At 52.1% G+C, this 23,158-nt stretch carries 22 protein-coding genes and 2 pseudogenes; 18 read left to right on the top strand and 6 right to left on the bottom strand.

Annotation, left to right across the window (positions count from 1 at the left end):
* Together BLO43_RS11750 and BLO43_RS11745 are read right to left on the bottom strand one after the other, a co-directional pair.
* Positions 1 to 609 (bottom strand): annotated as a pseudogene (locus tag BLO43_RS11750) (hypothetical protein); the annotation flags it as partial.
* Between the two features lie 158 nt (positions 610 to 767).
* Entirely contained in the window at positions 768 to 1,238 is a 471-nt protein-coding gene (locus tag BLO43_RS11745; RefSeq protein WP_090907211.1) for a LexA family protein, read from the bottom strand.
* Between the two features lie 56 nt (positions 1,239 to 1,294).
* On the opposite strand from BLO43_RS11745, the gene BLO43_RS11740 reads away from it, so the two are divergent.
* Together BLO43_RS11740 and BLO43_RS11735 are read left to right on the top strand one after the other, a co-directional pair.
* A complete protein-coding gene (locus BLO43_RS11740; protein ID WP_090907210.1) occupies positions 1,295 to 1,600 on the top strand; it encodes an SOS response-associated peptidase family protein in 306 nt (101 codons plus the stop codon).
* 29 nt (positions 1,601 to 1,629) lie between these two features.
* Positions 1,630 to 2,088 (top strand): hypothetical protein, encoded by a 459-nt coding sequence (locus tag BLO43_RS11735; RefSeq protein WP_090907209.1) that lies wholly within the window; start codon positions 1,630 to 1,632, stop codon positions 2,086 to 2,088.
* Positions 2,089 to 2,353: 265 nt separating this feature from the next.
* Here BLO43_RS11735 and BLO43_RS11725 read toward each other — a convergent pair whose 3' ends face one another.
* The gene (locus tag BLO43_RS11725; protein WP_090907207.1) at positions 2,354 to 3,313 is read right to left on the bottom strand and encodes a GlxA family transcriptional regulator; all 960 of its coding nucleotides are present in this window, start codon (positions 3,311 to 3,313) and stop codon (positions 2,354 to 2,356) included.
* A 103-nt stretch (positions 3,314 to 3,416) separates the two neighbouring features.
* Here BLO43_RS11725 and BLO43_RS11720 point away from each other — a divergent pair, with 103 nt between their 5' ends.
* From BLO43_RS11720 to BLO43_RS11705, 4 genes are all read left to right on the top strand, one after another.
* Entirely contained in the window at positions 3,417 to 3,719 is a 303-nt protein-coding gene (locus BLO43_RS11720; protein WP_090907206.1) for a putative quinol monooxygenase, read from the top strand.
* Positions 3,720 to 4,312: 593 nt separating this feature from the next.
* Positions 4,313 to 5,572, top strand: coding sequence for a putative Na+/H+ antiporter (locus BLO43_RS11715; RefSeq protein WP_090907205.1), 1,260 nt, complete (start codon positions 4,313 to 4,315; stop codon positions 5,570 to 5,572).
* Between the two features lie 205 nt (positions 5,573 to 5,777).
* Positions 5,778 to 6,428 carry a potassium channel family protein gene (locus BLO43_RS11710; protein WP_090907204.1) on the top strand — a complete coding sequence of 217 codons (651 nt, stop codon included), beginning with the start codon at positions 5,778 to 5,780 and terminating at the stop codon, positions 6,426 to 6,428.
* Positions 6,428 to 7,786, top strand: a complete 1,359-nt coding sequence (locus BLO43_RS11705; protein WP_090907203.1) for a TrkH family potassium uptake protein — start codon at positions 6,428 to 6,430, stop codon at positions 7,784 to 7,786. Before BLO43_RS11710 ends, BLO43_RS11705 begins: the two co-directional genes overlap by 1 nt.
* A 182-nt stretch (positions 7,787 to 7,968) precedes the next feature.
* Here BLO43_RS11705 and BLO43_RS16820 read toward each other — a convergent pair whose 3' ends face one another.
* Complete coding sequence (locus BLO43_RS16820) at positions 7,969 to 8,115, bottom strand: DUF5615 family PIN-like protein (protein ID WP_175443943.1); 147 nt, start codon at positions 8,113 to 8,115, stop codon at positions 7,969 to 7,971.
* Positions 8,116 to 8,137: 22 nt separating this feature from the next.
* On the opposite strand from BLO43_RS16820, the pseudogene BLO43_RS11695 reads away from it, so the two are divergent.
* The 4 genes and pseudogenes from BLO43_RS11695 to BLO43_RS11680 form a co-directional block, all read left to right on the top strand.
* Positions 8,138 to 9,094 (top strand): annotated as a pseudogene (locus tag BLO43_RS11695) (Tn3 family transposase); the annotation flags it as partial.
* 392 nt (positions 9,095 to 9,486) lie between these two features.
* The gene (locus BLO43_RS11690) at positions 9,487 to 9,945 is read left to right on the top strand and encodes an Hsp20/alpha crystallin family protein (protein ID WP_090907201.1); all 459 of its coding nucleotides are present in this window, start codon (positions 9,487 to 9,489) and stop codon (positions 9,943 to 9,945) included.
* A 100-nt stretch (positions 9,946 to 10,045) separates the two neighbouring features.
* Entirely contained in the window at positions 10,046 to 10,477 is a 432-nt protein-coding gene (locus BLO43_RS11685) for a beta/gamma crystallin domain-containing protein (RefSeq protein ID WP_254773448.1), read from the top strand.
* Between the two features lie 1,011 nt (positions 10,478 to 11,488).
* On the top strand, positions 11,489 to 12,376 hold the full coding sequence (locus tag BLO43_RS11680; protein WP_090907199.1) for a universal stress protein: 888 nt from the start codon (positions 11,489 to 11,491) through the stop codon (positions 12,374 to 12,376).
* A gap of 228 nt (positions 12,377 to 12,604) precedes the next feature.
* On the opposite strand, the gene BLO43_RS17095 is transcribed toward BLO43_RS11680, so the two are convergent.
* Positions 12,605 to 12,901, bottom strand: a complete 297-nt coding sequence (locus BLO43_RS17095; RefSeq protein WP_254773447.1) for an SDR family NAD(P)-dependent oxidoreductase — start codon at positions 12,899 to 12,901, stop codon at positions 12,605 to 12,607.
* Between the two features lie 338 nt (positions 12,902 to 13,239).
* Between BLO43_RS17095 and BLO43_RS11670 the strand changes: the two genes are divergently transcribed.
* Together BLO43_RS11670 and BLO43_RS16815 are read left to right on the top strand one after the other, a co-directional pair.
* A complete protein-coding gene (locus BLO43_RS11670) occupies positions 13,240 to 17,325 on the top strand; it encodes a chemotaxis protein CheB (RefSeq protein WP_090907198.1) in 4,086 nt (1,361 codons plus the stop codon).
* A gap of 233 nt (positions 17,326 to 17,558) precedes the next feature.
* Complete coding sequence (locus BLO43_RS16815; protein ID WP_175443942.1) at positions 17,559 to 17,810, top strand: c-type cytochrome; 252 nt, start codon at positions 17,559 to 17,561, stop codon at positions 17,808 to 17,810.
* Positions 17,811 to 18,071: 261 nt separating this feature from the next.
* On the opposite strand, the gene BLO43_RS11660 is transcribed toward BLO43_RS16815, so the two are convergent.
* Positions 18,072 to 18,329 (bottom strand): hypothetical protein, encoded by a 258-nt coding sequence (locus BLO43_RS11660; protein ID WP_090907196.1) that lies wholly within the window; start codon positions 18,327 to 18,329, stop codon positions 18,072 to 18,074.
* A 574-nt stretch (positions 18,330 to 18,903) separates the two neighbouring features.
* Here BLO43_RS11660 and BLO43_RS11655 point away from each other — a divergent pair.
* The 6 genes from BLO43_RS11655 (at position 18,904) to hypD (ending at position 23,112) form a co-directional block, all read left to right on the top strand.
* Positions 18,904 to 19,830, top strand: a complete 927-nt coding sequence (locus BLO43_RS11655; protein ID WP_090907195.1) for a cation diffusion facilitator family transporter — start codon at positions 18,904 to 18,906, stop codon at positions 19,828 to 19,830.
* Between the two features lie 96 nt (positions 19,831 to 19,926).
* Complete coding sequence (locus BLO43_RS11650; protein ID WP_090907194.1) at positions 19,927 to 20,142, top strand: Tn3 family transposase; 216 nt, start codon at positions 19,927 to 19,929, stop codon at positions 20,140 to 20,142.
* A gap of 434 nt (positions 20,143 to 20,576) precedes the next feature.
* Positions 20,577 to 20,813: a HypC/HybG/HupF family hydrogenase formation chaperone gene (locus tag BLO43_RS11645; protein ID WP_090907193.1), complete on the top strand. Its 237-nt coding sequence runs from the start codon at positions 20,577 to 20,579 to the stop codon at positions 20,811 to 20,813.
* Positions 20,725 to 21,153, top strand: coding sequence for a hydrogenase maturation nickel metallochaperone HypA/HybF (locus tag BLO43_RS11640; protein ID WP_254773445.1), 429 nt, complete (start codon positions 20,725 to 20,727; stop codon positions 21,151 to 21,153). The genes BLO43_RS11645 and BLO43_RS11640 overlap by 89 nt, the downstream gene beginning before the upstream one ends.
* 10 nt (positions 21,154 to 21,163) lie before the next feature.
* Positions 21,164 to 21,982 carry a hydrogenase nickel incorporation protein HypB gene (gene hypB / locus BLO43_RS11635; RefSeq protein ID WP_090907191.1) on the top strand — a complete coding sequence of 273 codons (819 nt, stop codon included), beginning with the start codon at positions 21,164 to 21,166 and terminating at the stop codon, positions 21,980 to 21,982.
* Positions 21,979 to 23,112 carry a hydrogenase formation protein HypD gene (gene hypD, locus BLO43_RS11630; RefSeq protein WP_090907190.1) on the top strand — a complete coding sequence of 378 codons (1,134 nt, stop codon included), beginning with the start codon at positions 21,979 to 21,981 and terminating at the stop codon, positions 23,110 to 23,112. Before hypB ends, hypD begins: the two co-directional genes overlap by 4 nt.
* The last annotated feature ends 46 nt before the right edge of the window (positions 23,113 to 23,158 follow it).

Genomic DNA, 23,158 nt, shown 5'->3' with positions numbered 1-23,158 from the left:
GGCGCAACCTCTTCCAGCGCCAGGCAGGAAATCCCGCGCAGCTCGTTTCCCGTGCGTTCCATCACCACGCCGAAGCGTGAGCGCAGCCAGGCCGAAGGCGCATCGCGCAGATCCCTTCACCATCCGGATTCCGGCTGCCTGCAAGTGCGCCTCGATGCGACGGCCAGCGCCCCATACTTCGCCAACCTCGATGCCGGCCAGCAGCGTATCTATTTCTGCTTGTGGCATGGATGCAAGATCGCACACGCCATTGAAGCGGGGATTTTTCTTGGCGATGTGGTTGGCGAGCTTGGCCAGCGTTTTCGATGGGCCGATGCCCACGCACACCGGCAGGCCGGTCCACTGCAACATACGCTGGCGCATGGATTGCCCCATGCTGGTGAAAGATGGCCACAGGCTGTCCAAGCCATTTAAACCGAGAAAACTTTCGTCGATGGAATACACTTCCGCGTTGGGACTGTAGTCGCGCAGGATTGACACCGCGCGGCTGGACATGTCCGCATAGAGTGCATAGTTGGAAGAGAGCGCAACAATGCCGTGCTGCTTTGCCAGCGCCGATAGTTGGAACCAGGGCGCACCCATCTTTACCCCCCAACGCCTTGACTTCATTGGACCTGGCCACCGCACAGCCGTCATTGTTGGAGAGCACGACTACCGGCTGATTTTCAGGATCGGATTGAACACCCGTTCGCAGCTGACGTAAAAATTATTCACGTCCACCAGCGCGAAAATCTGCTGGCTGGCAGTCTCGCCGGATGCCGGCATGGCTATACCGCAAAGCGCGATACCGCGCCGGTTACGACACCCCACACCCGCAGTTCGTCATGTTCCTGAAAGCATATCGGTGCGTAAGCAGGATTTTCCGCATGGAGTTCTATTACGTCATTCAGTCGATGCAGCCGTTTAACCGTATATTCGTTGTTAATGACGGCCAACACGATATGCCCGTGCCTGGGCTCGATGGAGCGGTCCACTACGAGCAGGTCGCCATCGTGAATGTTAGCGCCGGTCATGGAGTCGCCGATCACCCCGAAAAAGAAGGTGGCAGTTTTGTTGCGCACCAGATACGTATTGAGGTCGAGCGCGGATTCCGCGTATTCGTCTGCAGGAGAGGGAAAGCCAGCCGGGATGCGTTGCAGCAGCAGGGGCAATCGAAAAAGCGGAGCGGATATTGCAGCCTGCCGAAGGCGGGGCAGGGAAGGATCTTCGCGGACCGGGAGGGGGAAAATATTTGCCATGAAATGCGTCCTGATGCAATATTAAAAAACATAATCTGTCTTGAAAGGATAGCTCTATGTGCGGACGCTACGGACTGAATCATCCTCATCCAGTGTTGAAGGACTGGTACCGCGCTTCTATCATGCCGGAACTGAAGCCTCGCTACAACATCGCGCCGACGATGGAGATTCTTGCCGTGCTCGAAACCGAGGATAGCCGCATCGGATCAATGATGCGCTGGGGAATCAAATCCAGATATAAATATCAATTACACAGAGATCCACTCACTACTCATGCAAATTCGCGTAGTCCCATCTGTCTTATCTATTGTTCAGCTTTCTGGCGTATAACAGGCGATAACCGAGCGGTGGCTTACATCTAATCGAATCGAATCGAGACAGGAGGAAGTGCGTGATCGAAAAGAGCAAGAGAGTTGAGGTTATTTCCCATTATTGGGCATGTAATAACCAAAATCATCGGCACAGGGACGAAGTGACAGCTGATAAATGCATACTCAAGATGGCGGACCAGAAGGCTCGGCCCGCACCCAGGAGATGGACGGAAGATGGTTTAGCTGGTCTTATTGAAAAGCACAATAGTGGGATGTCTTATGCTCTCATAGGAAGATCGTTAGGTATAGGCGGTCAACAGATTAAAAACCTAATAACCAAGGGTTACCGAATATTAAAGAAAAAGAACTCTTTAGGTGGAAGCGGAATGAGGATATTTGAGATTGTCAATGAGCTTGATATGCCTGTCAGTATCGTTGCGCATTTCACGCAGGAAGGCGCGGAACAGTGGTTAAGTACATTTAAGAAGAAAAAGAAATATGAAGGAATGCTAAATAAACTAAAAATTAAGAAAATTTAATATGATGGCTAGATCGGAGGAGTGTGGTGTGATCAACGACGGAACGGACGAGCAGAAGGCATACCACGCGTTCTATATCGCTATATATGCGTTTCATAGAAAAGAACGTCTTGAACAGCAAGATATAGTACTTTTACTCGCTCTTTTAAATAATTACATCCAACTGCCTATTAAACCGCAAGGTACCCAGAACGACTTATTCAACGAGTTCCAATTAGTTTGGGACAGATATCGCTCTGAAAATAGCTTTTGATTAGTTCGCCAATTAGTATCCACGCAACTCACTCACAGACCTGCCAATCCTACGGCGGAGGAGAGTGCGCAACGTCACCCCATTTGCATAGCCAACCTGGGCGGCAATCAAATCAATGCTGTCATTGCTTGTTCGCAGTAGGTGTACCGCGCGCTCGACACGAAGATCCTGAAAATAGGAAAGTGGAGTTTTACCCAGTATGGTCTTCAGCCGACGTGCCAGGGTTCTCTCACTGGTACCGGCTGCGCTTGCAGCTGCATTCAGAGAGAAGCCCTCAGTTAGCCGGTGGCGCGCCCACTGTTCAAACCGCTCGATCAGCGGATCCGTATGCATGAGGTGGTCGGGAATCATGAAAATCGCCTGTGATGAGCGCGGGTCAATCACAAGATAACGCGCTGTCACTGCTGCCAGTGCAGGGCTGCTGCGCCTTATCAGCCATAGCGCCAGATCAATATGTGCCAGTGCTGCCCCCGCCGTGACAAAACGGGATGAACCCACGACCATGCGCGATTCTTGCAGGGTCACGTGGGGGAAACACTCGCGGAACAGGGGGGCAAGCCACCACGAAGTAGTGGCGCTCTGTCCGTCGAGCAGCGATGTATTTGCAAGAACAAAGGTTCCGGTGCAGGCAGCGCTTACCAGAGCTCCACCATCAGACCATTGCCGCAACAACTCCCCTGCATCCGCTACGTCACGTCGTTCCAAAGCCGCTTGCAGCGTATCTGGCATTTTCGCACCAAGCGCCGGAATCAGCACGACATCCGGCTGCGCAAGCTGTGCCGCAGATACGACCGGAACTGACAATCCTTGGCTGGTGTGTACCCGGCGACGAACTCCCACGACGGTTATCTCAAAATGAATAGAGGGAGTTCCGGCGGATCCCGCTAGATCGTTGGCGATACTAAAGGTGTCAAGAACGGTGGATAGACCGGTGTCAAAAACTTCATCGAGAGCAAGGACATAGATACGCATGGCAAGAATAGTACCATAATTGTCAACCTTGCCACTTGGCAGGAATCGATATCACCCTTAGAGTCTGCCTCTCGTAGTTCAACTTCAGAAAGGAAACATCACCATGGTAAAAGTTGCCCTGTTTGTACGCTTGGAAGCCAAACCCGGTAAGGAAACTGCCGTCGCCAGTTTCCTTGAAAGCGCCCTCCCCTTAGCGAATCAGGAAGCCACCACCCCGGTCTGGTTCGCACTACGGCTGGGGCCCTCGACTTTCGGTATCTTCGATGCCTTCGCGGACGAAGCAGGACGCTCCGCACATTTGGCCGGTCCGATCGCGGCGGCGCTGATGGCCAATGCCGACGAATTACTCGCCGAACCGCCGCAGATCGATCAGGTAGACGTGCTCGCTGCCAAACTACCACATTAAAAACTGGAGCCAACAGCTCGGATCAAGCGTGTGGCGGAGTCCGAGCTGCATTTCATCCGGGCTACGCTGGCAGACCCAGAGCAAATTTACAGCAGGTTCTAGACTTGCTCCACTTTTTTGTGACCTAGAAAAAAGGAGAAGAATTGGTATTCTGAATCTTCCCCATATTGGTACACATCCTTACCCTGAACTGACCGCTCCGCGCAGTTTAAGAGGACTGCTTCTCCTTTTTATGAAACTACCATGTCACGTGTCTACAGTAAAATTTGATCGAAACCGTCTCTTATGTGTTGATAACGGTAACTTGAATCTGACATTGGTTGTCAGATGAAATCTCGACTACTACATTTTAGGACACCCGCCCAAGTGTTGGGCGAAACGTTGCACTGACCGGTTGAAGCAGCCGGTGCTATTTTGTGGGGTAGGGTAGGGTAGGGTCAAACTATACATAGAGGGGCGGGAAATCTGGTATCGTGTCAAAAATAATTCTATCTCTCTATTTATACAGTGCTTGCTTAATATGCGGAATTTTTCACGGAAAATTGAATATTTAAACGAAAACAACATTCCTCACAACGGTTGGTTAGCATAGCGTGACACCAACCGCCATCCAACTGATCGGCACAGTACTATTTGCTGTTGCTATTCTGCACACTTTTTCCACTAAGTTTTTTGAACACTTGGCACATACCCAGCCCGCCCACGCCGGGATATGGCATTTGCTCGGCGAAGTCGAAGTCGTATTTGGTTTCTGGGCGATGGTTCTAATCATAATGATGGCCATGACCGATGGCGCAACTGTGGCAACACAATACCTTAACTCGCGTAACTTCACCGAACCGATGTTCGTATTTGCCATCATGGTGATCGCCGGCACTCGCCCGATCCTGCAAACTGCGATGGCCGGAGTACGTTTGATGGCTCGAACCCTCCCCGTGCCAGGAAGCATGGGGTTTTATTTCACAGTCTTGGCGTTGGTGCCCTTGCTGGGATCATTCATCACCGAGCCTGCGGCCATGACGCTTGCTGCCTTGATCTTGGCCGATCGCATCTTTGCGCGAGGCATTTCATCGCGTTTGAAGTATGCGACGCTGGGTGTGCTGTTCGTGAACATTTCCATTGGAGGCACACTCACGCCATTTGCGGCTCCGCCCGTGTTAATGGTCGCTGGGAAGTGGAACTGGGATATTGCGTTCATGATGTCAGCGTTTGGCTGGAAGGCTGCCATTGCGGTCGGCGTGAATGCCTTGGTAGCGACATTCCTGTTCCGTAAAGAGCTGGGGCAGCTATCGCCGGCTGACACCGGTACTCGCAGGTGCCCTGTGCCTCCCCTCCTAATATTGATCCATCTTGTATTTCTCGCGAGTGTTGTGGTCTTTGCTCATCATCCCGTGATGTTCATGGGTTTGTTCTTGTGCTTTCTTGGTGTGGCTGAAGCCTATTCGCGCCACCAAGACCCGCTAATCCTGCGCGAGGGGCTATTGGTTGCTTTCTTTCTGGCGGGGCTGGTAGTCTTAGGTGGACAGCAGCAGTGGTGGCTGCAACCTGTGCTGATGAGCATGAGTAGCGACGCCGTTTTTTTTGGCGCAGCTATTCTGACAGCTTTCACCGACAATGCGGCGCTGACCTACCTCGGCTCACTGGTCGAAGGGCTATCCGATGACTTCAAGTATGCCTTGGTCGCCGGAGCCGTCACGGGCGGCGGCTTGACCATCATCGCCAACGCGCCCAATCCGGCAGGCATCGCCATCTTGCGCGGACACTTCGACGATGAAGCGGTACATCCACTGGGTCTCCTCTTGGCCGCACTACCGCCGACCATCATCGCGGGGCTGGCGTTCAGATACTTATGAGCAGGGCGCGACAATTTGCGGACTCAGTGCCCTGTCTGTTCTATAGCAGCACAGCCACCTCTTGCGGTGTAACGCCTGAGCTTTAGGAACGAGGAGTTTACTGAGAGATCATCGCCTTCTGCTAAAATCTTTTGTGGCACTCAGCAGGCAAGCTCCAAAGTAGCAAACCATAAAAGTCTCTCCTCTTCAGCCTCTCAAGCTTCTCATGAAACATACTTATACTGTTGTTGGCCTAGGCGTCTTTGGATCAACCATTGCCCTTGAGCTTGCGCGCCTGGGCCACGATGTTATTGGCATCGATCTTAATCCCAATCTCGTCAGCGACATCGCCGATAGAATCACCCAGGCCGTGGTCGCCGACGCACGCGATGAGAAAGTATTGCGCGATCTCGGCGTGCACGAATGCGATGGCGTCGTGGTCGCTATCGGAGAGGACATTGAAGCCAACATTCTCGTTACCCTGATTGTCAAGGGCATGCCGAAACCCAAGGTATGGGCAAAAGCGCTCAATCCTAACCATCATAAAATTCTTGAGAAACTGGGTACCGACCATATTGTGCACCCGGAGCATGAAATGGGTCTGCGTCTTGCCCGCAGCATGATTTACCCCGAAGTCACGGATTACATCAGTCTCGGACACGACCAGTTTACTGTCGAGGTGCGTGCCTCGGAGCAGCTTGCGGGGCAGAAGATGGAGGCATTGCATCTTGAGGAAAATGATCTTCAGTGTTTGCTGATCAAACACCTGAATGAGGTCATGCTGCCGCCCCCACTTCGGTATGAGTTCAAGCTCAACGATAAAATCCTGTTATTCGGTACCCTCGGCAATCTGCGTAAAATCACCAAGTATTTGTAATGCGGGCATCATCGCTTTCGCAATGGCTCCAGCCGCTAAAGAAGCGGTTTCTCAGCCTCACGCCGCCTTATGCCTTGGTCCTGTCCTATGTGGGGCTCTCCATCCTCGGCACCGTGCTGTTGAAACTGCCGGGTGCCAGCCATCAGCCGACATCTTGGTTGCAAGCGCTGTTCACAGCCGTATCCGCTTCTACCGTTACCGGACTTGTCGTGGTTGATACCGGTACGCACTTCACATTGCTTGGACACTGGATATTGCTGTTTCTGATGCAATGCGGCGGCTTGGGGTTGATGACATTCGGCATTATCGTCATTCATCTGGCACGAGGCCAACTGGGCGTGAAACACCGCGCTGCGTTACGCGAATCATTCAACCACGCCGGACAAGGTGATGTACGGCGCGTAATGTTATGGGCGATTGGATTTACCGCGCTCATGGAACTGCTGGGGACCGCTGTGCTGGCCCTTCAGTGGGTGCCGGAAATGGGCTGGGGCAGGGGTCTGTTTTACAGTTTTTTTCATACCCTTGCGGCATTTAACAATGCCGGTTTTGCCTTGGCAGCGGATAGCCTGATGACTTATACGGGCAATCCACTGATTAATATTGTTATTTCCTTCCTGTTTATTTCTGGTGGCATTGGATTCGTTGTGATCGCTGATATCATAGAAAAGAAACGCTTCAGGCAATTTGCCCTGCACACCAAGCTAATGCTGGTGGGCACGCTGTTTATTAATCTGGTTGCAATGACCATGATTTTAATACTTGAACACGGCAATCCCGCCACATTGGCCGCGCTGCCCGACTGGAGCACCAAACTATGGGCTTCCTGGTTTCAGGCCGTTACACCGCGCAGCGCCGGTTTCAATACGCTGGATACTGCGGCGTTGTTTCCTTCCACCGCATTTTTCATCATCGGATTGATGTTCATTGGCGGCGGTAGCGGCTCCACGGCTGGCGGAATAAAACTTAGCACTTTCATTGTGGTACTGCTGGCCACATGGGCGTTCTTGCGAGGAAGGGAGCGTCCCATCATATTCGGCCGCAGCATCCAGCTCGATATCATCCGCAAGTCGCTGGCGATAATAGTCATCTCGCTGCTTTGTGTCAGTACCGGCATATTCCTGCTGGCCGTAACGGAAAAAGAGAATTTTCTTGACCTGACATTTGAAGCCGTGTCGGCAGCCGCTACAGTAGGATTATCAAGAGGAATAACCGCTGATTTATCGGCGGTTGGGCAATGCATTATTGTCATATTCATGTTGATTGGCCGTGTGGGGCCACTGACCATCGCATTTACGCTGGCTCATACGCATGGCGAAAGTATCCAGTATCCGGCCGGGCAGGTGAATATCGGGTAGCAGTTCAGAGTCATGCGCGCTTCTGATGAGGTAGCGTCTGTACCGTTTTCCAGCCCTTTCACCCGGTCGCGCACGGTATCCCACGCCGTCAATGCGCTGGTGATGGATGAGATGTTTTATCTTTTCAATTGCCGCCATATCACGGCGCCGGTGATTTCTTGGTCTGGTTTTTTTGGCAACCACTACGTTCTGATTGCATCGGAGGGCTTCTCACCATGGATAGCGGCGAGGATTGCGCCGAAATCCAGGTCATGAGTGAGCACCACGTAGTCATGGGAATTAGCGTAGGCCATGATTTCCGAGTCCGCCGCGTCGTTCGCGCCAAGCATTGACCAGTACACCGATCCAGCGGCCTTTGCTTTCTGTGCACTGGATCAATTGCAAACAGCTTTATGCCGGAGAAACGTATTCGTCGCACCGAGCTGGCGCTACAGCGATCCTCGTGCTGGCTTGTTGACTGGTCTGGAGTGGGACACGGCATGTCCTATGTATGGTGTGCCGCTCCCTCTCGCTCACATCCAACCCGGAACCAACGCTCGCGGCGCTGGCTTTGGAACTGGATCAGACCTATCGCGCTGTTGCTGCACGCCTGCCAGAGAATCCGGCAGTTCGTTTCGAAACAGTAGCCGGCAAGAAAGAACTCATCCTGAGCACCCTCGACAAGCTCGATGAGCCTGCCTCACTGAAAACTTTGCGCAAAACGGTGAAAGAGCGAATGCCGCTCGTGGACTTACCTGAAATAATGCTTGAAATTGCTGCACGCACCGGATTTACCAGCTCTTTCACGCATGTGGCCGAAAGTAAAGCGCATGCATCAGAGTTGACAACCAGCCTATGTGCGGTATTGCTTGCTCAGGCTTGCAACACCGGCTTCGAGCCATTCACCCCGTCAGGAAATCGCGTTGTTACTTCGCGATCGACTGACGTGGGTTGAGCAGAACTACATGCGAGATGAAACGCTGGTTGATGCCAACGCAAGTTTAGTGTCCGCCCAAAATCGGATTGCCCTGGCGCGTGTATGGGGAGGTGGCGATGTGGCATCGGCCGATGGCATGCGCTTTGTTGTGCCGGTGCGCACCGTGCATGCCGCCCCGAATCCAAAGTATTGTGGTATGGGGCGGTGTCACCTGGTACAGCCTGTTATCCGATCAACGCACTGGTTTGAATGCGATCACGGTGCCGGGTACCTTGCGCGACAGCCTGATATTACTGGCTGTCGTTCTGGAGCAGCAAACTGAATTGCAGCCGACGCATATCATGACCGATACCGACGCCTACAGCGATGTGGTGTTCGGCCTCTTTCGTTTGCTGGGTCACTACTCTTTTGCGATTCATAATTCAGTCGCTCGGGGCGAACTGCGTCCGCTTCGAAACTCTTCTGAGAATCCTTAAGTCGATTCACGGTTCCATTGCTCCCCAGACCCCAAATTCAGGTGCTATCTAATGGTCGAAGTCGCGAAACTTGGCTTTTCAGTCTCATTCCGTGCCATTTCATCCTTCCGACGCCCTTCTCAATACTTTTATCGGGTCAATTTCTTGTTTTCTAGTGTTCCTTGACATCATGCCAAGACAATCTATACATAAATAAGGAGCATGTCATTGGCGACAAAGGCTGTCTTGATCCTGCTGGCATCTCCGATGGACAGTGGTGGAAATCATTGTAATTAAAAATAAATTTATTACTTCAAGGAGAAAGCATCATGGCCAACATAACACGTCGCTCCCCTATTATTGGCGATATCGCCCGCTTCGACCCCTTCTACAACATTGAGGATTGGTTCAATTGGCCCAGGAATTTTGGAATGCGTCCATTTTCCATGGAAATGGAAAATGCTCCCACGATCAAGATGGATTTGTCCGAAAGCGACACGGCTTATACCGTGCGTGCGGAAATCCCGGGGGTAAAGAAAGAGGATGTCAACGTGCAGATAGATGGCAACCGGGTTTCCATCAGTGCCGAGACCCGGCAGGAAAAAGAGGAGAAGGAAGGGGAAAGGGTCATCTGCCGCGAGTGCCATCAGGGCTCGGCCTACCGTAGTTTTAGCCTGAATAGTGATGTGGATGAGAGCAAAGCTGAGGCCAAGTATGAAAATGGTACGCTGGAGCTCACGCTGCCGAAGAAAAATGGGAAAACCGCCAAGCAGATCGAGATTAAATAGTACGCTTAGTAAGCTTGTGGGCCGATGTAAATGGCATTCGGGAGCCCCAAATATGGGCATGTTGATAAAAAACTTCTTTAATTTCTTGACTGCTACCACTATGGCGTTCGGTATAAGCATCGTGGGCAGTGTTGGCGCACAGGAGAATATCCCGTCTTCAAAGCCGGTAAAGAATGGGGGAACGATGGTCGAGGTCCCGGTTACTGTGATGGTGCCCATTCAGGTTTCGAAGAATCTCGCAATGGCCAAGGGTTGCTGGGTAAAGTTGTACGGTAAGAAAAACTTTGAAGGGGGTAGTTTGTTGTTGATAGGCCCCATCAATGTGGAGAAGATGATTGATCCATTGGGTGGCAATTGGAAAAATAAGGTTCGTAGCCTCGAGACCGGTTCCAACGCCAATTTCATCATTTACGACAATCAGAACTTCCGCGATGAGAACAAATTTATCGACCCCAATAAAAGGATTCCAGATTTATCAAAGAAAATGGGGTTTTTTGATGACATCCGGTCAATGCAGCTTAATTGCATATAGGTGGAAAATCTCGAGAAATGAACATTTCTAATTTTTGAACAGAGTGTACTGATTTTGATTATGGGATCAGGAGCAAGAAAAGCAGCGGATTGATGGGGGAGTGTCCTTAGCTGCGCTATCTTTCTTGGGTCACCGCACAGACATGACGTTTTGATTTATACAATAAGCTGGCGATAAAACTCTGCGCGAAGGATGGGGTTCGTGCTGCAGGGAGACGTTTCTTACTCTCCATCACTTTCTCTCTTGGAGGTCTCTATGAAACCAAATTCGATTTTAAATACGGTTGGCCTACTTATAACAGCGGTGGTCTTCTCGGTTATTGGCGCGGGTGACGTTCATGCTCAGGACAATACACCGGCAAGCGAGACCTCAGCCCCCCAATCAACCGCTTCCAAAGTACTTAAACAACCGTGTGCAGGCCCGAGCGGAATCCTATGTCCAGGTGGCATGAAGTGTATTGATGATCCGTCGGACAAATGTGATCCTACAAAAGACGGCATCAACTGCGTGGGCATCTGCGTCGCTGGCGCTCCTGCCAGCAAAGTGAAGCAGCCCTGTGCAGGTCCCAGCGGAATTACATGTCCCGGCGGCATGACGTGTATAGATGATCCCTCCGACAAATGCGACCCCACCAAGGATGGCGTTAACTGCGTCGGTATGTGCGTAGCCCGCTAGGATTGGGATGTGGATATACACAATAGAACCCTTTACTGGTCAATTATCGAAAGCGGAGGAGTTTGCAGAGAAAGCTATTGTGCATCATGCGTACAGACAAGTTAAAACACAGTTGATAATAACTTTCCGGTATGTTGATTAAAGAACGAGAAACATCTCCTCTGTAAGTCACCGTAGATGATCGCGAGTTAGACATACAAATGCAGGAATGTGGTTCACCGGACTATTTCTTTATCACTGCCACAATCTGGAGCATTAGGATCTGGGCATGATGCGCAGTTTTTATGTAAGTTGAGCACTGTGTGAATTCCGAAAACTATATTTATAGGAAATTGTATGACACCAATAAAACGAATAATGGTCGCAACCGATATGGCTGCGTTTGCGAAACGTGCCGAATCGCGGGCTGCCATGCTGGCCCATGATCTGGGCAGCGAATCTCTACATCTACTGCATATCATCGACAACGTTGCGCTGGAGGCACTGCGTCATCTAGGCACCGCTCCGCTGGAAACAGAGCAACGGTTGATGGAGTCATCACGCCAGCAGTTAGCCGAAATTGAGCACGGGCTTACTGAAAAATATGGGATTCAGGTCACTACAACGACATTGAATGTAGGGCGGGCTTACACCGAGATTGTGCATTACGCCGAGCTCATGGATGCGAGCCTCGTGGTCCTGGGAGCTCACGGTGGCGGTGTTGTGCGAGATTTGTTTATCGGTTCTACCGTCGATAAAGTATTGCGCAAGTTGATCCAACCGCTATTGATTGTCAAGCGTGAACCTGAAGTGCCGTACCAGAAAATATTGATCCTCGTGGATTTCTCCGAAGCTTCGTGGCGGGCTACAAAATTTGCCGTGAGCATTGCTCCCCATGCGCATATTACTGCGTTACAGGCATCTGAAGTGCCGCTCCACGCGCAGTTACATTCTGCTGGTATTGATTATAATCTGATTCAATTTTACGAGGCGGAAGCTCACGCACAAAAAGGCATGGAGATGCGCCAATTCGTCTCTAACCTGGAGGCTTCGGGTATTTCGGCGAACGGCATTGTAAAACGGGGCGCTGCGTATGACGTCATCCGCAAACAGATGGAGATACTTGAACCTGATTTGGTTGTTATGGGCAAATATGGCCAAACTGAAAAGGAAGAAAAGTTGCTTGGCAGTGTAATAAAGCGCGTGATTCAGGATGCAGATTGCGATGTGCTTGTTGTCGACTGACCAAGATATGACGCTCAGAATACACCGGATATGGTGACAGTGCGGCTCTAGTCCGGAAAAGCCGCCGCAGGTTGAATGAGATGCTTAGACCCCCAGTCAGAGTCCAATCCCCGAATCTTTGGCTTGGCTGCCAGCCCTGGCATGCTCTTGTCGGGTGAAGAAGAAGCGCCTCCCGAATTACCAGGCTCTCCGTACTGACCGCTGTCTCCATGCGATTCGCTGCCAACTTCACACGCTCTCCTCTAATCCAGGTGAAAGCCAAAGCCGGAAGACTTTTCTCGATCCAGCGTAACGCACTCCGCGGTTACATTTTTTTTTCATCAGGATGCGGACCGCCTTACGGACGACCTCTTCATTGGTCACATCCAATTGGATTGGCTCAATGTGATCGGAACGTATCTGTTCCAATCTATGCACGCGCCGGGCAGCGGCAAATACGTAATAACCATTCCTGGCGAGAAGTTCTGCCGTAGCTCTTCCGATCCCGCTGGATGCGCCGGTTACCAATGCAATTCGCTGACTCATATTTTTCTCCTTTTTATTGACGTGCCCGCGAAGAACTGGCAGCTGGGCTGCCCAGCTTTTCTACCAGAAGTTATGTACTATTTGCATCGGAATTAACTGGACACTGAGCAGCTTGCTGCACACTTATAATGCATTATATGAATATTAGACTATGCTGAAATAAAAGCTGAGCCTATATGGAAGCAAACGTAATTAGTTAAAATAATCAGGTTGAATATTGATGAGGCTGTAAACAGAAGGATCTTAAGGTCATGCTTGCAAGTGCCTAATGAGCTCATTAGTGCAGGGATCAAAGCGATTTTTGTATTTTCTCCTTTTTATTTTCCGAGGAGAGCACTATGCCAGAAGCTGACGAAAACAAATCGGAACTAGAGGCCTCGCAACCCGGCAATTCCCGATTCACGGAAAGTGATCTTCCGGATGCCCGGTTCATCGATAACACCAACGGCGGCGAGCCGGCGCCATTTCCAATAGTAGGGATCGGGGCCTCGGCGGGCGGGGTGGAGGCGCTCCAAAGGTTGTTCAAGTCTCTTCCCCCCGACCTTGGCATTGCTTACATTGTCGTGGTGCATCTCTCGCCGGATCATCCCAGTCATCTGGCTGAGATTCTGGCAAATAGCACTTCAATCCCGGTTGTGCAGGTTCTCGGCGATGTGGCGGTCAAGCCTGGCACCATTTACGTAATACCCCCCGATCGTTACCTGATTCTGGACAGTGGATGGCTGCGTCTCCAGGAGATACCGCAGCCACGTCCTTCGCCAAGAGCTATCGACCACTTATTCATATCCCTGGCGGAAGAATTACAGGAAAGGGCGATATGTATCGTTCTTACGGGCGCTGACCATGATGGTACCGTAGGTCTCAAAGCGATCAAGGTAGCAGGTGGAATGGTCATGGCCCAGCTGCCGGAGACAGCGCAGTTTCCCGGCATGCCGCAGAGCGCGATACAAACCGGTCTGGTGGACTATGTTTTGCCGATTGAGGAGATGGCTGAGACCATCACGCAATATCTTGATCGATCCAAATTATGGGAATCGCAAGTTCCCGCACTTCCACAGGAAGAGATTGGAACGTTGAGGGAAATCATCTCCCTTCTTTCCGCGCGCGGGGGCGGAGACTTTCGAGGGTATAAAGAAGGGATGCTGATGCGGCGAACAACGCGCCGCATGGCGTTGCAAGGGCTGACCAGCTTGGAGACATATGCTGCTCACCTGCGGGAAACCCCCACGGAGATTTTGGCGCTCGGCGCAGATTTTTTGATCCAGGTCACCGAATTTTTTCGTGAACCGCAGGCATGGCAGGCGCTCGAGCAATACGTCTTGCCAAAGATTATCGACACACTTGTTCCCGGCGAACCATTGCGTGTCTGGGTAGCAGGCTGCGCCACGGGAGAAGAGGCCTACAGCATGGGCATCGCTCTGCTTGAATTAATGAATAGGGGTGGGCTAAGCATCAAATTGAATATCATAGGCTCCGATATCGATTTGGCATCGATTGAACTTGCCCGCGCCGGCAGATACCCGGAAAGCATTGCCACGGTATTAAAGCCTGATTTACTGGCTCGCTACTTTATCAGGGGTGCTGACCACCAGTTTGTCGTTCGCAAGGCGCTTCGGGAAGCGGTCATGTTCTCCCGGCACAATCTCCTGGCCGATCCGCCGTTCTCCCATATGAACCTGGTCAGCTGCCGGAATCTCCTGATCTACATGAAGCCGGACGTTCAGGACAAGCTGCTGCAGATGTTTCATTTCGCGCTGAAGCCGGGAGGTTATCTTTTTTTGGGAAAATCAGAAACAGTTGGAGAACATCATGATCTTTTTATGCCGGTCGATAAACAGCACCGTCTTTATTGCTGCTTACCTACGAAGCGGAAGATGCCTGTGAAGCTTCCGCTGATACCGGATACTTCGACGACTCGGTTGACTTCGAATCTGCCTGCCTGGCAACCCCGTGCAGCTCACGCCGAGCTGGTACGTGAACTTCTGTTAAAGCAGCGTTCTGCCACGGCGGTATTGATTGACCGGGATTCGCAAGTTTTATATTGCTATGGCCCCACGCGCGAGTTTATATGGCAACCGGAAGGCGCCATGACGCGCGACCTGCTGGCCATGGTTTCGGATGAAATGCGCATTGCACTTCGAGCCGTCATCCACTCGGTCCGTGAAGAGGGAAAAGCGGGAGAAATCATATTGCCCGCACCGCCGGGGGAGAATCGCCAGCTACGCATCAGAGCCATCAAAGCAGGGGATGAGAACAATGGGCTGGTGCTTGTCACGTTCGAGTACGAAGCACTGGACAACGAGGCTCACCAGGCTGTAGCCGATGCGGAGTCGTGGGCCAAGCGGCAGCTTGAGGATGATTTGCGCACCACGCGGCTGGATCTCGAAGCGTCAATCCAGGCACTCGAAGCGAGCAATGTGGAGCTGCGCATTGCCAACGAAGAAGCGATGTCGATGAACGAGGAACTCCAATCAGCCAACGAAGAACTGGAGACCTCGAAAGAAGAGCTACAATCGGTAAATGAAGAACTGAATACCGTCAATAGCGATCTGGAGCGGAGTGTCAATGATCTGCGCACGGCTAACGATGACTTGACCAATTTATTGGCAGGCAGTGACCTGCCCACGCTATTCCTTGATCGCAAGCTTCGCATCAAGCGCTTTACACCGGCTTCCTGCCGACTTTTTAGTCTTATTCCCTCCGATATAGGCCGTCCAATCAGCGATTTTTCCTCCAGGATTGAGCCACCCGATCTTATAACGGTTGCCGGGCAGGTCCAGAGTTCGTGCGTAGCTATTGAGAACGAAGTTCGCACGCCTGAGGGAAATTGCTACTTGCGCCGGGTGTTGCCCTATCGCATTGAAGAAGACGGGGTTGAAGGGGTGGTGGTGACCTTCGTGCCCATTGACGCGCTCAAACGTGCGGAACAAGAGGTAAGGGAAAGCGAGAAACGATTTCGCATGCTTGCCGATAACGCGCCCGTATTTATCTGGATCAGCGGGCTCGGCGGCAAGCTTGAATTTGTGAACCGGCGTTTTGTCGACGAGACGGGGAAGTCAGCGGAAGACTTGCTTGGTGCGAAATGGCATGATCTTGTTCATGCCGGCGATTTAGCCGGTTATCTGGCTGAATGTGCAAGGGCAGAGACCGCCCGCGAGGGTTACGCCTACGAATTGAGGATGCGCCGAGCGGATGGCAGCTATCACTGGATGTGTTTTGTCGGTGAGCCACGGTTCGAAGGAAAGCAGGTGACCGGCTTTGTCGGTTCCAGCGTCGACATCCAATCTCATAAGGATGCCGAGGAGCAGCTGCGCAACGCCGACCGGCGGAAGGATGAGTTTCTTGCCATACTCGGGCATGAGCTTCGCAATCCACTTGCGCCCATACGCAACGCCGCTCAGGCATTGCGATTCGTCGATTCCGACGACAAACGCCTTGCATGGGCCCGTGAGACTATCACCCGGCAGGTGGATCACATGACTCGCCTGGTAGACGATTTGCTTGATATCGCCAGGCTCACGCGGGGCACGCTCACGCTACGGAAGGAAACGGTAGATATGGCGGTTATCGTGCACCACGCCGTGGAATCAACCAAGGCGCTGGTCGACGCACGGAAGCACCATCTGACGATAGCGATCAGGGACGAGCCGCTCGTTGTCAGCGGCGATCCCGTACGCCTGACCCAGATCGTCGAGAATCTTCTCACCAATGCAGTCAAGTTCACGGAAGAAGGCGGCAAGATTTCGCTGGATGTCCATCGTGAAGGGCAAGAGCTGGTGATGTCGGTAAAGGATAACGGAATGGGTATACCCCAGTACATGCTCTCAAGGATTTTTGAGCTTTTCATGCAGGAGCAACGTGCAATCAGAAAATCGAGCAGCGGTCTCGGTATCGGTCTTTCGCTGGTATATCAGCTCGTGTCCCTGCACGGCGGCTCCATTCAGGCATTGAGCAAGGGGTCTGGTCAGGGCAGCGAGTTTGTACTTCGGCTTCCCGTGGCGAATATCGTGGCCGCGCCGGCTCCAGTTGCAAGCGCGGCACCCGAGGCCGGTACGGAACGCATCCTCATCGTGGATGACAGTATGGACTGTGCTGATTCGATGGTTATGCTGATGTCGTCATATGGTTATGAGGTGCGTGCAGCCTATGATTTCGAGTCGGCTCTGCGGGAAGCGGCGTTGTTCATGCCGCATGTCGCTTTGCTTGACTTAAGCAAACCTGAACCTGATGGATTGGAGTTGGCGAAACGGTTTCAGCTAATGATCGAGACTCAAAAGACCGTCTTGATCGCCTATAGCGGGTACGGCCAGCCTGATGATCTTGAGGGAAGCAAGGATGCGGGATTCGCACATCATTTGGTCAAGCCGACCAATGCGGAAGAAATCCACAAGTTAATTAAATCAATGAAATTGGCTAGGGACTAGCTATCTTGGTATTAATCTTCCTGGTGTTCGTTCTCGCGTGTTTGATCCCAAGATTTCCACACCCCCCTGTCGCATTCATGGGCGTAAACGATATCGATAATCTGAGTCCCCAATATCGTATCTGTCGATTTATTACGCCTAGCAAAACTGATTTATGGGCAAACGTTGACACGATGGAATTTCTTCCAGAAAGCATGCCATTCTTCCTATTCGGCATATTGCGAGGAGAATCTATGAACCACACTGCAAAGCTGCTCGCCCTTGTGCTGGGTATTTGCATGTCAGCCACGATTTGCGCACAGAGTGCCAAATCAGGGGAGCAGGTATATAAGGAAGTCTGTTTTGCCTGTCATGCAACGAGCGTACAGAATGCGCCGAAGTTTGGAGATAAGGTGGCTTGGTCTCCTCTTTTCAAGGAAGGACAACACGTTGTTACCGCTCACGGATGGGTCGGTCAGGGTGGCATGCCACCCAGAGGCGGTTGAGCGGATCTCTCCCTTGAGGAGTTTGCGCGTGCAGTAGCTTACATGGCCCGTGCATCCGGAGGAAACTGGAAAGATCCCGAGGCTGCGATGTTGGACCGTATCAGAAAAGAGGAAAAGAAACGCATCGAGGAACTGAAAGCAAAAAAATAAGCTGACCCTCACTCGGGCCGATATTTTCGATTACATTGAGGTCTTCTACAATAGAATCGCCGACACAGTCATCTGGCCAGCAGGAGTCCCGCAGCGTTTGAACGTGCTTTGTTATGAGGTCAGGGAATATCTGCCGTTCCGGGGGAGTTCAATCAAGCCCGCAACCGTCCACGAAAATAGGTTAACTCCAACTCCACTGCCCAACGTCAGGCGCAAGATGGTTGAAAACCCGATTATCAGAAAGAGATTGAGGTAGGCTGCCATGAATGCGTAATAGACCGCACCACTCACCAGCACGAAGGTTCCCGCGATCAGCGCCGTCCTCTTGCGGTCTTGCAGGTGAACAAGCAGCGAAAGTAGAAACAGCAAAACCTACATTGCACAAGGATTGACGCCGTCGAGAAGACCCATTGCCAGAGTGAACAGCGGCAGACCTAATCGAGACACGCTGAGCGTGCCGAACAGCGCCGTCTCGACACGCTCCGAATAAGACGAAGTCTACTCAACCAGAGCTTCCAGCATAGGTCCTGTGTGATCCGCGTCATCGAAACCCACAGGCAGCCGTCATGGCATTTCTGGCGGGCACAAATCACTTACCAGTAACGTTTCCCCAACTGAAGATTGCCCATCCCCCAGGATCAAGAAGAAAGGCGATAACCAGGAAACGTGGCAAATAAAGTACCATGAAGTGTGGGAAACACGTCGTATAAAATCACGCGGCGATATGCTGCGGGACAAAAGCCTTCCAAAGTCGCGGCCTGGTTAATGCACGCGGATTCGCAGGTCGGGTAACACTGAACGGCTATATAAAGCTAAAGCGTATTTGATTCACGAAATTTTTTCCTTTAGCATTCGATGGTCGGGCCATGCTGAGGACAGCTCGCCTTCTCCACCCTGACTATAGTCGCTAACATAGGATTTCTTGTTTCGTGAGCTGACCCCCATGTTGCCTGAATCCCTTCAACGTTACGCCTGGTTGTCGATCTTCACCGCGCTGGCCACTATTCTTTTAAAGGGTCTGGCTTGGTGGCTGACTGGCTCGGTCGGCCTTCTTTCGGATGCCCTCGAGTCTGTTGTCAATCTAGCCGGGGCTCTGATGGCATTGGTCATGCTCACACTGGCGGCAATGCCCGCCGACGACAATCATCCGTATGGCCATGGCAAGGCGGAGTATTTTTCCAGCGCCTTCGAGGGCTTGCTGATTGTGCTGGCCGCGATCAGCATTGGTTACGCAGCCATTGTTCGCTTGCTCAATCCGCAAGCATTGGAAGCCGTCGGAATCGGCCTGCTCGTGTCAGTCATCGCGTCCGCACTGAACCTGGCAACAGCACGGATTCTGCTTAGTGTGGGCCGCCATCACCATTCAATTAGTCTTGAGGCGGATGCGCATCATTTATTCACCGATGTATGGACATCGGTCGGCATCATTCTGGGGGTTGGATTGGTCTGGCTGACTGGGTGGTTATGGCTCGATCCGTTTATTGCGATATTGGTTGCTGCCAACATTTTGCACACAGGCTGGCAATTGCTGCGCCGCTCCGCAGACGGTCTGATGGATGTCGCCTTACCGGCGGAAACCCTGGATGTTATCGAAGAAGTGCTGAACTGTTATCGCGCAGAGGGTGTGGATTTCCATGCATTGCGAACCCGCCAAGCCGGAACTCAAGCCTTTGCGAGCCTCCATGTGCGGGTGCCAGGCGACTGGACTGTGCAGAAGGGACATGACTACGCGGAGCGTATCGAGGCTGACTTGAGAGCGGCAGTATCTTACTTGCAAGTGACGACCCATCTAGAGCCCAAGAACGATGCCGCCCCAATGATGGACGCGCGGTTGGATAGAACGGGAGCATCCAATAGGCATGGGGTTTAGGACACAATGGAACGTAAAGCCCATTAAGTATCTGCGTCGTTAGGGTTGCACAATTTGGCGAGATTGAGAAAACCTTGCACACACTAACCTACATCAATGACGAGTCCAAACGGCGCGCTACGCTACCCAGTTAAATCGGAGGGGGAGGGACGACACAGTCTGGCCCGCGCAGTGTTCCCGGTAAGCGTGGGAGTTTCACCAGTGCTACCGGAAGGTGAGGAGGACCAACCCGACGCCCTGAATCTGGTAATAAATATCGTCGTGCTGTGGAACACGATCTACATGACGGCCTCTCTGGAACAGCGCAAGTAGCAAACCAACCAGAAACTGGAAATGATGTTGCCTGACTATCACCCCTGATCTAGGCATCAACATGCTGGGCTGATACTTCTTTGTGACCGCGGAAGAGATCCCCAGAGGAGAGCTGTGGCGGCTGCGCAATCCTCATAATGATCTGTCGCCAGAGCAAGGCTGTAGCTTACGTTGATTTGTGGTTCCGTTGCTCCCAAATCCTAATTTTCTTTAGGGTGTATTTGATTTTCAGCGAAAAATTTAGCTTCGCTGGCTACGCAGCCGGTTAAGGGCCTCTATTTATTACAGTTGACGCAATGGAGGGAAGAATCTTATTGATATTTATAATTTCATGTACTACAAAGAAAACATTAGCCTGCGATAGGTCCGCTGCCCGAATCCAGGCTTCACAGATCCTGATCGCATTTATCAGAAACTAGATCGAGAATGCTTTTATGTGCTTAGCTATCCCCATGAAAATTGTCCAAATCGATGGCTTTAACGCCCTCTGCGAGGCGAAAGGCGTGACACGCGAGGTAAGTCTATACTTAATTCAGACGGACCCGATCGCAATTGGCGATTTTGTAATGGTGCACATAGGATATGCAATTCAGAAAATATGCGAACAGGAAGCGCGTTCGGCTTGGGAGCTTCACGACGAGAGAATGGCGTTTGAAGCAAACGATGCATGAACTCTCGATTTGTCAGGCTTTGATTGCTCAGGTAGAAAAGATTGCGATGGATCACAAGGCACAGAGCGTGGAATCGATAATATTAAAAATCGGTCCGCTTGCCGGAATTGAAGCACTATTGCTGCAACATGCCTATCCCTTCGCCTGCGCTGGTACGGTAGCAGCACATTCCAAACTGGTGATCGAATTGGCTGCACTTAAGATAAGTTGTGAAGCATGCGGCACTGAAACCGAAGCTGAGCCTAACCGGTTGATATGCGACGCTTGTGGGAGCCACCATACGACGATTGTGAGCGGCGACGAAATGATGCTTATGAGTGTTGAGTTGATTACTTCTTGAAGGGCCAACGATGTGTGACACTTGTGGCTGTAATATCACACCCGGTAATCGAGAATTTGCGTACAAGCCCGTAAACGGTATGACTGCCGTTTCAGTGCTGAAAAACCTCCTAGCTAAAAACGACGAGCAGGCTGGGCATAATCGAGTCCAATTCGATAGGTCCCGGTTACTTGCAATCAACCTCATGTCTTCCCCCGGCTCAGGCAAGACTGCGCTGATTGAAGCAACCATTGATGCATTGCGAATTGAATATTGCATCGGCGTGATCGAGGGTGATCTGGAAACCGAAAATGATGCCAAACGTATCCGCGCCAAGGGCGTACCAGCCTATCAGATTATCACGGGCTCAGCATGTCATCTGGATGCACACCTGGTACACGATGCATTACAGCAGTTTCCGCTTGAAGGATTGGACATTCTTTTTATCGAAAATGTCGGGAATCTCGTGTGTCCCGCCAGCTTCGACCTTGGTCAGCATCGTAACGTCACCCTGCTGTCAGTTACCGAAGGCGACGACAAACCGGCCAAATACCCGGTGATGTTCCGCGTTGCGGATGTGGTGCTTTTTACTAAAAGTGATCTGTTGCCGGTGCTGGATGATTTCGATCCGGAACGCGCAAAATCGAATCTTCGCAATCTTGCGAGCCAAGCGCCGGTACTGCAGATTTCCGCGCGCAAGAATCTCGGCCTGCAAGCCTGGCTGGATTGGCTGCGCAGCGAACTGGCGCGGCAACGTGCACAAGCGAGTCACGTGGAATTTGCGCAGCCGCAGGTATCGTTACCTCGAACACAGTTGGCCGGCGAGCACTCGCTCGAGGCGCCCCGATGACGCTTTCCGCCCAGAATTGGCTGGAAAAAATCCATGGGCTGCCGCTGGATCGGCGTGTGCGCATTATGAATGTCTGTGGCGGGCATGAACGCTCGATTACGATGGCAGGCATAAGAAGCGCGTTGCCCAAGACCGTCGAGCTTATCGCCGGGCCTGGCTGCCCGGTGTGCGTGTGTCCGGAAGAAGATGTCTATCAGGCGATCCAACTCGCGCTACGCGCGGATGTAATTCTGGTTGCCTTTGGGGACATGTTGCGCGTGCCCGTGAATGTACCCAAAAGAGAAGTGCGTTCACTGGAGCAGGCCAAGGCCGCAGGGGCCGATATCCGGCCTATTGCGAGCCCGCGCGAAGCGGTCAGGATAGCGCAGCATAACCCGGAGCGAGCGGTCGTATTCTTCGCTGCAGGTTTCGAGACCACCACCGCACCGGTGGCAGCCATGTTGCTGGAGGGCGTGCCGGATAATTTGTTTGTACTGCTGTCGGGAAGGCGCACTTGGCCTGCGGTAGCGATGCTGCTCAACTCGGATACTCCTGGCTTCGACGGCTTGGTGGCGCCCGGTCATGTCTCTACCGTGATGGGGCCGGAAGAATGGAATTTTGTGATTGAAAAGCACGGCATTCCCACGGCGGTCGCGGGTTTCAAGCCGGTCTCGCTGCTGGCGGCCATGTACTCCGTATTGCGCCAGCTGCTTGAAGGCGAGCGCTTCCTGGATAACTGTTATCCTGAGTTGGTCCGCCCCGGAGGAAATCGCTCGGCACAAGCACAAATCGCGCAAGCGCTGGATGATACGGATGCCAATTGGCGCGGCATTGGCGTTATCCCGGCTTCCGGTTTCGCGCTCAACCCAAGTTTTTCGGGGAACGATGCACGGACGCAATACCCGGATTTCGATACTGAAGGGCGCAAGCGTGCCGGTCAAATGCCGCCCGGCTGCGAATGTGCGAGCGTTGTACTGGGAAAAATAAATCCAAACGAATGCAAGATTTATGGCCGTGCTTGCACCCCGAAAACCCCTGTCGGTCCATGTATGGTATCGGATGAGGGTGCCTGCCGGATATGGTGGGCCGCAGGTGTAAGGACCAATGCGGCAACTTCACCCGAAAATGGCCCAACCGCCGATGTGGGCTAGTGGCATCGGGAGTCCCGTTGTCATATTGCTGAAGCTGAGATTTTAA

The sequence above is a fragment of the Nitrosospira sp. Nsp13 genome (assembly GCF_900101945.1).
In the GTDB taxonomy this organism is placed as follows: domain Bacteria; phylum Pseudomonadota; class Gammaproteobacteria; order Burkholderiales; family Nitrosomonadaceae; genus Nitrosospira; species Nitrosospira multiformis_D.
This window is presented reverse-complemented; position numbering and strand designations above follow the sequence as displayed.